Source organism: Chryseobacterium amylolyticum, from assembly GCF_051011775.1.
Lineage (GTDB): Bacteria > Bacteroidota > Bacteroidia > Flavobacteriales > Weeksellaceae > Chryseobacterium.
Map to the genome: position 1 here is coordinate 69,964 of NZ_JBPCHX010000004.1, position 13,667 is coordinate 83,630.

Here is a 13,667-nt window from a genome sequence, read left to right on the forward strand (position 1 = left end):
TTAACAGGATTTTAAATTAATATCCAGGATTCTGAATCAGATTAGGATTGGCTACAATATCTTTCGCTGGGATCGGGAAAAGATTTCTATAGCTTTCTACGGCTTTACCATTTTTCACATTTCCTTTCCATGGCCATAAATAATCTCCTGTTGTAAACTTGTTGAAACGGATAAGATCACTTCTTCTGGTCATTTCCCAGGATAATTCTCTGGCTCTCTCATCTAAAATGAAATTCAGATTGATAGAAGAAACGTTTCCGCTTGTATCTCCATAAGCACGTTGTCTCAGCTGGTTAATATAACCAATTGCTGTTGCCTGATTACCGCCAGCGCCTCCTCTCAACACAGCTTCAGCATACATCAGATAGATGTCAGCTAAACGGTATAACGGGATATCAGCTTCAACCCAGTTGGTATGAGCACCAACAGATCCGTTACTTTTAACATTTTTAAATTTGATAAAAGCATAACCATCTGTGAATGATCCTAGATCATTAATTTCTAAATTCTGTCCGGCAGTAAAGAACCTTCCTCTTTTATCACTTCCATTAGTTGGAAACAGTCCAACAAATGCTTTTGTAGTTCTTAAGCCACTCCATCCGCCATTCACTCCAAAGTCAGCAGCTTTCATATCACCACCTATTGCAGCATGGACAAGATAAGTTGTCCCCCCATTGGTTTGTGTATTGATACCGTCAAAATTTACGCTTAAAATCTGCTCCGGGTTATTGATATTATTATCAGCAAGAAACAGATCATCATATTTCGGTTTTAAAGAATATCCTGCTGCAATCACTTTGTTACAGTATGTAATACAGTCTGTATTTCTTTGGGTTCCCGTATATACTTCTGCATTTAAATATAATTTTGCCAACAGTGCCCAAACAGCAGCTTTATCTGCTCTGCCATACTCATTTGTTTTAGGATCCTTTAACTCTCCTGCTATAGCAAGTAATTCAGACTCTATATAATTAAATAATGCTTTTCTTTCTATCCTTTGTGGCGGATTGACAGATCCCGGTAAGTATGATTCATCTACAAAAGGAACATTTCCGAACATGTCAATCGCATGGTAGTATGACTGGGCCCTCAGGAAACGTGCTTCTGCTCTCATCAATTTTGCCTGAGTCAGATTGTCTCCAGTAATATTATTGGATGCTAATTTTTCATCTGTAACATTTCTTAAGAACTCATTACAAAAAGCAATTTCTGTATATATTCTATAATACATGGCAGCAATAAACTCATTGGAAGCATCCCATGTCATCTTGTGCATAGTATGAAGATTTCCGTCATTCCATCCTATGACTGCTTCATCGGTTGTCACTACATTCAAAGTGTACATTAATCTTGTATACTGAGAAAAACCACCATTGATTCCATTAATATCACTATCCGGTTGATCTCCGTCTCCACTAATCTGACCTCCCATAGCAAGACCTCCGTAAAGTTTAGCCAAAACATTTTTATAGTTGGCAAAATCCTTATAAATACTGGCTGAAGTAACATCTGTAATAGGTTCTCTTTCAAGATCTTTAACACAAGAAGTTGCTGTCAATAAAAATACTGCTGAAAGTGGCAATACTATATTTTTAAGTTTAATTTTATTTAGTTTCATTGAATTCTTATTTAAAATTGGAAGTTAAAGCCTAAAGAGTAAATCCTAGGCATCTGATAATAACCATTGTCTATTCCACCAAAAACTTCAGGGTCTACTCCCGAATACTTAGTAATAACAAAAACATTCTGTGCCATTCCGTAGACTTTCAGATTGCTTCCTTTAGAAAAGACTTCACCAAAATTATAACCGATATTGATATTATCTAATCTCAGGAATGATGCATTCTCAACGTAAATATCTGATTTATACTGAGGAACAGAAAACTGATACTGTGGTGCTGTTGCAAATACGTTCTGAAGGTATTCATTTGTGGATGCTGACTGCAGCGAGCTGTTGGATGCAGCGTTATTATAAACATAATTTCCTAATACTGCTCTTGCACTTAATGCAAAATCCCAGTTTTTATGAGATACTTTGGTAGAGAAACCTAAAATGGCATCAGGTGTGGTAGATTTGTAATAATACATATCTTTTGTATTGATTACCCCATCTCCGTTTCTGTCTACATAAGCCCCGTCAACCGGTTTTCCATTGGTATCATAAACCTGCTGATACACCCAGAATGAATTTGGTGCATACCCTACTGCATGAGCCTGAATCCTGTTTCCGGAACCTCCTTCAATTCCTCCCACTTCCATATTGAATGATTCATCAGCCCTGTCTTTAAGCTTTGTAATTACAGGCTTGTAATGAGTAGCATTAAAACTTACTTCCCAGGTTGTATTTTGATTTTTAACCGGAATTACAGTAATACTTCCTTCAATCCCTTCGTTTTTCATATCTCCAACGTTCTGCCAGCTTGCATTACTTAAACCTCCTGCAGGTTCGTCAGCATATACAAGAAGGTCTTTGGTATCTTTTCTGAAAACATCTATCGACCCGGTAATTCGATTTTTATTAAAACCGAAATCTAATCCTAAGTTTTTGGTAGTAGTTGTTTCCCAGGTAAGGTTTGGATTATAGTTAGCAGGTCTGAACATAAAATAGAATTCATTTCCGAACTGGTAACCCGCTCCGGGATAACTAGGATTATAGGCTGCAAATGCCGGGTAGTTATTAGGTTTATTACCATTAATTCCCAACGCCGGCAGTTCCTGCTGTCCTGTTTTACCCCATCCTGCTCTTAGTTTTAATGTACTGATTGAGGAGATATTTTTGATGAAATTTTCTTCATTCAGCTTCCATGCTAATGAAACTCCCGGGAATACTCCCCATACATTATCTCTCGTTCCGTTAAAGAATCTTGAAGAACCATCTTTACGAACTGATCCTGAAATAATATATTTATTGGCTATAGTAAAAATAGCTCTTCCATAGAAGGAAATCAGAGTATTCTGTGTTTTAAAATCCAAATCAGGAGGTAGTGTTGTACCATTTCCTCTATAGGTTATCGCTCCAGGGATTGAAATATTAAAATCCTGGTAAGAATATCCTGCTGTAATATCTACACCTGTATTGATAGCATTGATATTTTTCACATAATTAAAGTAAGTTTCCAAAAGCTTGTTTTTCTTTTCCATAGAATAGAAATTTGAGCTTCCTTTATCTTCAAAACCCGCTCTCAGATTGCCATCTTTAAACTTGTGTCCCTCACTTTTTGTATAATCATATCCGGCATTTACATTAAAGTGAAGATCAGGAAGAAAGTGAAATTTATAATCTAACTGAATATTCCCCAATCCTCTGGTTACGGAAGAAACATCCCTGATACCATTAATCAGCCCAAGTGGATTTTTATTACCGTTTACATTATATCCTGTTGCAGATCCCGGATCCAGCCATTCATAATAGCCGCCATAATTAGAATTACCTGAGTATACCGGTTGTGTAGGGTCAAAATACGTAGCCGCCTTAATTACTTCTCCATCTACAAATCTGTTATCTGTAAATGTACCTTTTGCATTTACATTCACTGATAAATGATTGTCAAAGAATTTAGGATTTAAATTCAGCCCCACAGAAGTTCTGCGGAAAGAATTTGATTTTACAATACCATTCTGTTCGTTATACCCCAATGATAAACGGTATGGGAGACCTTTAATACCTCCGGAAAGAGCTACATTATTATCGGTACCCCAAGCTGCCTGGTAAATTTGATCCTGCCAGTCGGTATTGGCATTTCCAAGTTTCGTTTTATAACCAGCAGGCGCATATGTATTAACAAAATCCCTGAATTCCTGAGCATTTAATACATCCACCTTTCCCATTTTAGTAGAAACTGAAGTCACCGTTGAAAAGTTCAACTTGAACTTTCCTGCTGTCCCTTTCTTGGTTGTAACGAGGATCACACCATTAGAGGCCCTGTTACCATAAATTGCGGTGGCAGAAGCATCCTTAAGGATATCAAATGTTTCAATATCATTCGGATTAATTAATGATAAAGGATCTGACACCCCGTTCATTCCTACAAAGTCCTGAGGAACACCGTCAATTACAATCAAAGGAGAGTTCTCTCCACTTAAAGAAGAAGTACCCCTGATTCTGATTTTTGTACCCGAACCCGGCGCCCCACTGTTATTGGTAATCTGCACCCCTGGTGTTTTACCCTGTATAAGCTGCCCTGCAGACGTAGCTCCTCCGTTGAAGTCTTTCGCTGTAACAGAAGTTATGGAACCGGTAAGATCAGATTTTTTCTGCTTTCCATACCCGATCAGTACAACCTCATCAATTTTCTTCTCCTGAGGAACAGAGTCCTTTTTCTGCGCATGCATTACTGTACTGGCCAGTAAAAAAGCGGGCGCGATTTTTAATACTGTTGTAAAATTCTTCACAATCTTATTTTTTTTATAGTTTCGTTTTCAGTCATATTTTAGCCTAAAGCCAGGCTTGCAATTTAAAAAAAAATTAGAATTATTATAAATTTAATATAATTTTAGTTAAAATTATGTATATTACGAAACCCGTTTTAGCTAGTTTTTTAAGATACAATATTTTACAACGTCTTATGCTTTGCATACTATTTATTTCAATTTAGGAAAATGTTAAACAATTGTTTAACTTTATTTTAAGTTTAAGCTTTAAAATCTGCATTCTGTATCATAACACCACCACCAATAGCGGTATTCAACAGATATTCCTTATCTTTGCAGTCAAAACTTTACTATAAATGTCAAACAGAAAGATGATTACGGCAGCATTGCCTTATGCAAACGGTCCGGTTCATATAGGACATTTGGCAGGTGTTTATATTCCTGCGGATGTTTACGCAAGATTTCAGAGAAGATTAGGAAAAGATGTAGCGTTTATCTGTGGTTCAGATGAGCACGGGATTCCTATTACCATACGAGCCAAAAAAGAAGGGGTAACCCCTCAGGATATCGTTGACAAATATCACGGGATCATTAAAAAATCTTTTTCTGATCTGGGAATTTCATTTGATGAATATTCAAGAACAACGTCTAAAAAGCATTATGAAACCAGTCAGGATTTCTTCAAGGTTTTATATGAAAAAGGAAAATTCACTGAAGAAGTTTCTGAACAGTATTTTGATGAGCAGGCCGGCGAGTTCCTTGCTGACCGTTATATTGTAGGAACTTGTCCTAATTGCGGTAATGAAAACGCTTATGGAGACCAGTGTGAGAAATGTGGTACTACCCTTTCTCCTTCTGAGCTGATCAATCCGAAATCAATGCTTAGCGGCAATGTTCCTATCCTTAAAGAAACAAAAAACTGGTACCTGCCATTAAATGAATACGAAGATTTCTTAAACGAATGGATCATTGAAGGCCACAAAGATGACTGGAAACCCAACGTTTACGGACAGGTTAAATCATGGCTGAATGACGGTCTTAAGCCTCGTGCCATGACCAGAGACCTGAACTGGGGAGTTCCGGTTCCGCTTCCGAATGCTGAAGGAAAAGTATTATATGTATGGTTTGATGCTCCTATCGGGTATATCTCTTTCACCAAAGAATGGGCAGAGAAAAACGGAAAAGACTGGAAAGACTACTGGCAGAGTGAAGACAGCGATCTGGTACACTTTATCGGAAAGGATAATATCGTATTCCACTGTATTATTTTCCCTTCGATGATGAAGGCGCACGGTGATTATATTATGCCGGCTAATGTTCCTGCTTTTGAATTCCTGAATCTTGAGAACGATAAGATCTCAACATCAAGAAACTGGGCGGTATGGGCTCATGAATATGTGGAAGACTTCCCCGGACAGCAGGATGTATTGAGATATGCATTGCTTTCATCAGCACCGGAAACAAAAGATAATAACTTTACATGGAAAGATTTCCAGACTAAGAATAATTCTGAATTAGCTAATATTTTTGGTAACTTCATTAATCGTGTTGCTGTATTAATTAATAAAAACTTTGAAGGAAAAGTTCCTGAAGGAGATATTAATGCTCCCGAATTAGAAGAAATCAGTAAAAGAGCTGTTGAAATTAGAAACTTCCTTGAAAATTATGAATTCAGAAATGCTTTAACAGCATTCATGAATCTTGCAAGATTTGGAAACCAGTATTTACAGAATGAAGAACCCTGGAAAACTGTTAAAAATGATATTGAGAAAACCAAGAATACATTATTTATTGGAGCTCAGATTTCAGTTGCTCTAGCAAATTTAGCTGAACCATTCTTGCCTTTTACAGCTCAAAAGCTCTATGAAATTTTTAATGTTGAGCAAAAAGGATGGACTGAAATTGAAAACTCAAAAGTATTAATTGAAGCGGGTCACCCAATAATGGCTAATGCTCCAATTTTATTCTCTCAGATTTCAGACGACGTCATCGAAGCTCAGATCCAAAAGCTGGAAGACACAAAACAAAACAATAAAAAAACAAACCCTAACGCAAACCCTATGAAAGAGGAGATCACGTTTGAAGACTTTACTAAAATAGATCTTAGAACAGCAACGATTATTGAAGCTGAAAAAGTAGAAAAAGCAGATAAATTACTTAAGCTTACTGTAGATACAGGAGTAGATGTAAGAACTGTTGTTTCCGGTATTGCAGAAAGCTTCACACCTGAAGAGGTTATCGGGAAGCAGGTAATGATCCTTCTGAACCTTGCTCCAAGAAAGATCAGAGGAATTGAGTCTCAGGGAATGTTATTATTAACAACAAAACCAGACGGAAAATTATCTTTCGTAACACCGGACGACAGCAATGTTGAAAACGGGATTGAGATCGGATAATAAAATCCTTATAAAGATAACAGGCTGTTTCACTAGAAGCAGCCTTTCTTTTAAATAATAGTTATGGTCAATAAAAGTGTGTTAAGAAAACTTTCCAATCAGGAATTAGAGGGATATTTAAAAGAAGGCAACCGCTTTGTTCCTGAAGCCGTTCAGGTAGCTTTTGAAATTCTGGAAGAAAGAGAGCGTGTTTTCAGTGAGCAGGAAAAGACAGCTGTTCAGCAATTGATTCAGCACAAAAAGGAAGAAGAGGAAGCAAAACTTTCAGAAGAACATGAGCTTTGGAAAGACCATATTACTGAAGATGCAAATGCTATCAAACTTTTTCCTAGAGAACTTATTTTACTGATCGGCGGAATTTTTGGCACTGTTCCCGGAGCTTTATTATTAGGACTTAATTTTATTAAGCTTAAAAAATATGGAGCAGCAATTCTGACATTTATTTTCGGGGGTACCTTTTTGCCTTTTCAGAATTTTCTAGTTCCTCTTATCTACAAGGAAAGCACACAAGGCTTTTTTACTTACAGAAAAAGTCCGGAATTTTTCATGGCTGCTGTAGGTGCTTTACTTTTACTGGTATTCTGGGTATTATTTACACCAAAAAAGCTACCCTACAGAGCTGCTTCGTATATTTTCCCGGGTATTCTTTCTCTGATAATGTTAGCAATTATCATCAATTATCCCGAGTGGTTTTCCGGTTATTTTTTAGTAAGCTTTGCCAGGTAAGAATCTTCATCCTTCAAAACTCTTTCTATTTTAAAACCATTATTTGTGGCAGCATTTTTCAAAGTATTAAAGTCAAGATACAGCCAGGTAATCGGTTCTTCAGATTCACCTTTATAATGAACCACATAATCCAGTTCACCATAATATCCACCTGCAGGAATGTAGACACCGCCATCTTTATCACGGTCGAACATATAAAGGATATCCGTGCTGTCAATCAGGATCTGTCCTGTATCATTTAATAAGGTATGCAGCTTCTGAAGATAAGCATCAATTTTTGCCAGGCTTTCAAAAACCCCGGTACCGTTCATCAGCAATAAGATCGTATCAAAGGTTCCACCGGAAAAGTCAAGCATATTTTCACAAAATGCTTTTTTAATTCCTCTCAGCTTACAAACCTCAACAGATTTGGGTGAAATATCCAATGCCGTTACATCAAGATTTCTTTCATTCTGAAGGTATAACGAATGAGCACCTGCTCCTGCACCAATATCCAGAACCTTCCCTTCGGATAACTGCAGTGCTTTCTGCTCTATATCATTCATTTCTTCAAAATCCCGGAATAAATAATCCACAGGAAGCTCATCCAGCTCGGAAATTGACGTTTCAGTCTGCAAATCCTCCGGATTTTCATTGTAGTAGTAATCCCAGATCGCTCTGCCCATTAAATCTTTCATAAGTGCAAAGATAGGTCTTCAGGGTGCAAAGTTCAAAGTTTTTAATGTGGATTACGAGTTACAGGCTGAATCAAAGATTCATATTCAAATCCGGTTTCCGATATTCTTTGGAAACCGGATTTGAAATACTTATTTACATCAGGATTTTTACCTTCCTCATTTAAAATTCAAAAGTATAAGAAAGGTTGAATGTTCTTCCTCTTCCCTTGTAATTAAACAATTCCGGAAGTCCGTAAGTAGTGTATAGAACCTGGGAACGCTTGCTCCATATCGTCTGATAGTCTGTATTAAATATATTCTGGATTCCCAGATTGAATTTACCCCAATTGAACCTGTATCCTATCATCAGGTCTGAAGTATTGTAGCCTTCCACCACATTATTAAGCTCATCTTTCTGTTTGAAATTCTGCAGAGACTGGAATCTGAATGACCAGTTTTTAATGTTATAGCCGATGTAGGTTACCAGTTTTGAAGGAGAAGCATTATAAATCTCCTGTTTCTGCCATTCACCTTTGTTGTCTACTTCAGATCTGATCAAAAGCCCGCTCGCTCCAAAATACACTCCATTGTTTAAAGCATAGGAAACTTCAGCTTCAATTCCCATATTTCTTAATTTCAGATCATTTACAAGAATCTGGAACGTCTTTTTATCTACAGCAACAGTTTTATCAGAATTGCTCAGGAAACCGGCAACCTGTGCTCTTAAACCGCCTCTGTTGACACGGTATCCTACCTCAAACTGATTTGTTTTAATCGCCTGCAAAGGCTGTTCTTTCACATTGATACTGGATACGACATCCCAGTTGGTCCCTACAAGTTTATATTGACCGATCCCATAAAACTTAGCAGGATCTGCCAAGCTTGCTCCCTGGGAAAATGTTCCCCAAATCTGGTGCTGCTCATTAAACCGGTATAATAATCCGGCATTGGCCAATGTCACATTATAAGAGCTTTCACCACCTGGAATTGCAGATGCTGAACTTCCGTATCCCATGGCAACCTGCGTTTGCTGTTCCGAACCTACAAAATCATCCATTTTTACGTTGATATGCTGATAACGGATTCCTGCATTCAACTGCAGTTTTGGAAGAATGTTGTATTTTGCCTGAACATATCCTGCGTAGCTCTGCGAATGGTTGGTTGGATATCTTCCCAGACTGTATTTTGTTTCATTGACCAAACCTCCACTGGACATTGTTTTGGCAATATCGTAAACGGATTGTGTCCCTTCGAATTTTTCAAAATCAAAATCTGCTCCGTAGGTAATGTTCAGTCCGCGCCATGATTTTGATAATAAAGCTTTAATCCCGGAATAATAAGTATCCTGCTGAGATGAGGACATGTATGGTATTTTTCCTGTCTGTAAAGTAACATTTCCTGGAAATGGATAGAATCCTAATTTTTCGCCGCGGGTTGCCAGCTGTACATACAGGTCCTGTCCGCCTAAAATACCATTTCCGTTATAGGCGACTGTGGCCATATAACGTTCTGTACCTACATTTTTATCGGATGAGAAACCATCTTTCATTTCCAGTAAAGAAGGATTTTTTGTAGTGAAGGCACTTAAATTTTCACCCAAATATAAACTTCTGTCCCCATTAAATTTAGAATGGTAATACTGAACAGAAGCTGTTATTTTATGCTTATTGTTAAACTGATAGCCACCTGTTGCCAGGATATCAACTGACTGGTTATATTGAAGGTCTGTCTGGGTAATATCTGTAAACAGCTGTTTCTGATCTGCACCATATACTCCACCGTTCTGCTGATAAGCTATTCCCAGTCTTCCGAAGAACTTATCCCCTTTGGCGGCAATAGACTGAGCGGCACGGAAATCGTGGTCATCTTTCCCCATAAATCCTGTACGCACCCCAAGTTCTGTCTCTCCACTGATCCCTTTTTTGGAAGGTATCTTTGTGATAATATTGATAATTCCGCCGGTAGCATTACCTCCATAAATTGAACTTGCCCCTGAAAGCACCTCAATTCTTTCGATATTAAAAGGATCAATCGCATCCAGCTGACGGCTTATGGCACGGATACTGTTCAGAGAAACCCCATCAATCATTACGAGTGCAGAGCGTCCTCTCATATTCTGTCCGTAATTGGTTCTTCCCTGTGGGCCGATATCCATAGAGGGAATCAGGATTGACAACATTTCTTTGATAGGAACTCCGCTTTTGGCCTGCTCCCGGATCTTTTCTTTCTGTACTACCCAAACCGTTCCGGGAACTTCTGAAATCTTTGTAGGTTTTCTGGAGGCTACGATCACCACATCTTCAATACCTTTAGAGGCAATAGAATCTTTAACTGTCTGGGAAAACATCATTCCAGAAACTAAAAGACCTATGAACGCGTACTGCTTTTTCATTCTTTCTATTCAACGTTTATAATGCCGCAAAGATAATTCTTATTTAGAAAGAATAAAAATAAGAAGTGATGAAATTTTTCAGCTTTTTAAAAAGATGGATGGTGGAAGACGGGAGCTGGAGGTTATTTATGACCTGTAATTGATAGAAGTTACAATACTTTTTTTGAGATAACACAAACTATAAACCGTGTTTATCACTTCCCTCTTCCGGCATCCGGCTTCCCTGCCAAAATTGTAAAACCCCAGCCCAACAAAGGACCAGGATTTTACTGTGAAAAACAAGGTTATTTTTATACTGCAGGACCAGCTGCATCTTTTATTTCTTCCAATAATTTTTTTCTTTCACGAAGTCTCCTTCTGGCGATAACAGATTTACCGCCAAGAACTCTTATAAATCTTAAGTACTGGAAGCGTTCCCTGCCGAAATGATGGGTAAGCACATACACCAATACTCCGGTACCAGCCAGAATAATGTATCCAAACAGTTTTTTACCGGCTATAATAATCGCATTCAGTTGAATGGTTTTCATGTTGGAGACTACATGCTGCGGAGTAATCGTCATTCCATCCATATACACGGCAAGATCTCCAACTCCCATTACCTGAAAACGGTATTGAAACCAGGAATATATTGCTGAAAAAACACCCACCGCAAGGAATGTTCTCCAAACCAGTACAAGTCCGATTGCTGCCAGCATATCATCCATTTCAAGTTTATCCAGCGTATAAAACCAGACTGAGATAAACAGTGAACACATTCCGTAGCCTTTCAGAAGCATCGGTAGATACCAGTTGTCATAATTAAATTCAAGAACCATTGAAAAGTACATGATAATGGTATATCCCATCATGGCAGCAAAACCTGAAAAGATAAACATTTTCAAAGGTTTCTCTTTTTTAAACCAGAAAACAGCAATCACTCCGGCTATAATAATTCCGGGAATCATCATCATACTCAGCTTTGCATTGGTCACGGAGTCGTATCCTAAAACGCCTACTGCAAATGTATTCTGAATAGATGCGGTGCCTAAAAACATTCCCAGCCACAGTAGCATAAATAAACCGTGCTGTACATTGTTTTTTGAAAATATTTTAAAGGAAAGATAAGGTCTCTTTAATGTCAGCTGACGAATGGTAAGCAATGCAAAGCTTACAAACGCTGCAATGCCGGCATTGATGATATTGCCGGAGTTCAGCCAGTCCTGTTGTTTCCCAAAAGAAAATACGTACGCTGAAAACATAAACGTGGAAACAAAAAGCAGAATACTCAGCCAGTCGATATAATGTAAAGGAACTTTCAAAGCAAAATACTTGTCATGCATAAAAATCCAATGAATCAGTGCCAGTATCATACACAACACGGATGTCAGGATATAAAACTGCTGCCAGTTATAAGAAACAGCCACTTCAGCAGCATAATACGTTGCTACCTGATTCATCACCAGGACAAATGTATAAAACAGCCCGTAAAACATGCCCCGGTTTCCGATCATCATCATCAGCGGAAGAAAGAGTTCTATGGTAACCATCATTTTCATAAACCCGATAAGCAGAGAGGTAAATACGAAAACCATAGGCTGTAAGGTTGTTGCATTCACAAAGTTCAGAAATGCGAGAATTACCAGTAAAGCTACCATTTTATCTCTCACTTTGAACCTCATCTTCATTCTTAAAACGATGGGCATGCAGGCTCCCATTCCTATGGTGGTCGCATAATTGGCCCACATGAAATACTCCGTCATAGCACCGGTGCCACCTGTAAGATAACTGATATTCCCTGTATAAACTCCGCCGATAGGCATTACCACGGCAAGCAGCAATACAATCAGCAGGAGCTGTACGGGTTTCGGCACCCAGTCACTATATAATCCTTTGTTGTACATGATTTTTTAGGTAATAGATTTCAGATATCAGATGGCAGACTTTCAACGTTCAACCTAAGCTTTCCGTACACATATTGTCTGGAATCTGAGATCTTCCTTCTTTTAGTCTTTATTAATATTTACGTTCATATTCATTCCTGCACTCAGTTTATCCAGATCTTCTTTTTTATTGGAAGCCGTAAACTCTATCCTTACAGGAATTCTCTGCTGTACTTTAATGAAGTTTCCGGTAGAATTATCTGTCGGAACACTTGAATATCTTGATCCGGTAGCCGCTGAAACGGCAGTCACTACCCCTTCGAATTTTTTCCCGCCTAAAGCATCAGCAGTCATGGAAATCTTCTCACCGATTTTGATATTCGGCATCTGGCTTTCCAGGAAGTTGGCTGTTACCCATTTCTGACCGTTCAGAACGATTGTTGCCACCTGTTGTCCAGGCTGGATTAATTGTCCCTCAGAAATTGTTCTCCTTCCCATTACTCCATCATAAGGTGCGGTAATAACGGTATACGAAAGATTGATCTTTGCCATATCCAGTGCAGATTTCGTTCTTTTAATCTCTGCATCGTTTATTCCCAATCTGCTTTTCACCTCTGTAGTGGAAAGATTTGCGGATTGTTTTTGATTGACTAAAGTCTCATAAGCAGCCTTTTGTGCATCATATTCAGTTTTTACCTGATCGTACTGCTGTCTGGTTACCGCTTCTGCGGCCAGAAGGTTTTTGTATCTGTTCAAATTCTGTTCTGCGTTCCATAATCTTGCTTTTGCCCCTGCAATATTAGACTGCATAACGTTGATATTGTTGGAGACCGTATTAACAGAAGAGCTTGTTGCTGTTTTTTGAGCCATTGCATTCTGATAGGCTGCTTCAGCCTGCCCAAGCTGTGTAAGGATTTCACGGTCATCTAAAATTACCAGCGTATCCCCTTTCTTTACCCTTTGATGTTCAATAAATTTTATTTCTTTGATATAAGCAGAAACCCTGGTGTTGATAGGATTGATAAATTCTTCTACCTGAGCTGCTTCTGTATAGGTTTTGCTCCCGATATGGAAATAATCACGTATTAACCAGAATAATCCGAAACCGATCACCAGAAAAACGATGATATTGGAAATAATGGCTCTGATTTTATTGGTTTTATTTTTCTTTTTTTTATTCTCCGCATTAGATGCTGCAGGAGTTGGTGCCGTATTTTGAGTAGTTTGTTCCTTGTTTTCCATTGTGTTGATTTTCAGTTTTAAA

Annotated in this window: 8 protein-coding genes; 2 read left to right on the forward strand and 6 right to left on the reverse strand. The window is 38.2% G+C overall.

The annotated features are described in order from the left end of the window. Window positions 1-16 precede the first annotated feature (16 nt). Window positions 17-1,618, reverse strand: a complete 1,602-nt coding sequence (locus tag ACR1PO_RS12270) for a RagB/SusD family nutrient uptake outer membrane protein (RefSeq protein ID WP_433986937.1) — start codon at window positions 1,616-1,618, stop codon at window positions 17-19. An 11-nt stretch (window positions 1,619-1,629) separates the two neighbouring features. Continuing rightward, entirely contained in the window at window positions 1,630-4,392 is a 2,763-nt protein-coding gene (locus ACR1PO_RS12275; RefSeq protein WP_433986938.1) for a SusC/RagA family TonB-linked outer membrane protein, read from the reverse strand. A 335-nt stretch (window positions 4,393-4,727) separates the two neighbouring features. Here ACR1PO_RS12275 and metG point away from each other — a divergent pair, with 335 nt between their 5' ends. Beyond that, window positions 4,728-6,767: a methionine--tRNA ligase gene (metG, locus tag ACR1PO_RS12280; RefSeq protein WP_433986939.1), complete on the forward strand. Its 2,040-nt coding sequence runs from the start codon at window positions 4,728-4,730 to the stop codon at window positions 6,765-6,767. A gap of 63 nt (window positions 6,768-6,830) precedes the next feature. Beyond that, the gene (locus tag ACR1PO_RS12285) at window positions 6,831-7,493 is read left to right on the forward strand and encodes a hypothetical protein (protein WP_433986940.1); all 663 of its coding nucleotides are present in this window, start codon (window positions 6,831-6,833) and stop codon (window positions 7,491-7,493) included. Here the strand turns inward: ACR1PO_RS12285 and ACR1PO_RS12290 are convergent. From ACR1PO_RS12290 to ACR1PO_RS12305, 4 genes are all read right to left on the reverse strand, one after another. After that, window positions 7,466-8,170 carry a class I SAM-dependent methyltransferase gene (locus tag ACR1PO_RS12290; protein WP_433986941.1) on the reverse strand — a complete coding sequence of 235 codons (705 nt, stop codon included), beginning with the start codon at window positions 8,168-8,170 and terminating at the stop codon, window positions 7,466-7,468. The genes ACR1PO_RS12285 and ACR1PO_RS12290 overlap by 28 nt on opposite strands. A gap of 160 nt (window positions 8,171-8,330) precedes the next feature. Then, window positions 8,331-10,541, reverse strand: a complete 2,211-nt coding sequence (locus ACR1PO_RS12295) for a TonB-dependent receptor (RefSeq protein WP_433986942.1) — start codon at window positions 10,539-10,541, stop codon at window positions 8,331-8,333. 290 nt (window positions 10,542-10,831) lie between these two features. Beyond that, a complete protein-coding gene (locus ACR1PO_RS12300; protein WP_433986943.1) occupies window positions 10,832-12,424 on the reverse strand; it encodes an MFS transporter in 1,593 nt (530 codons plus the stop codon). A 102-nt stretch (window positions 12,425-12,526) separates the two neighbouring features. Next, a complete protein-coding gene (locus ACR1PO_RS12305) occupies window positions 12,527-13,645 on the reverse strand; it encodes an HlyD family secretion protein (RefSeq protein ID WP_433986944.1) in 1,119 nt (372 codons plus the stop codon). Window positions 13,646-13,667: the final 22 nt, after the last annotated feature.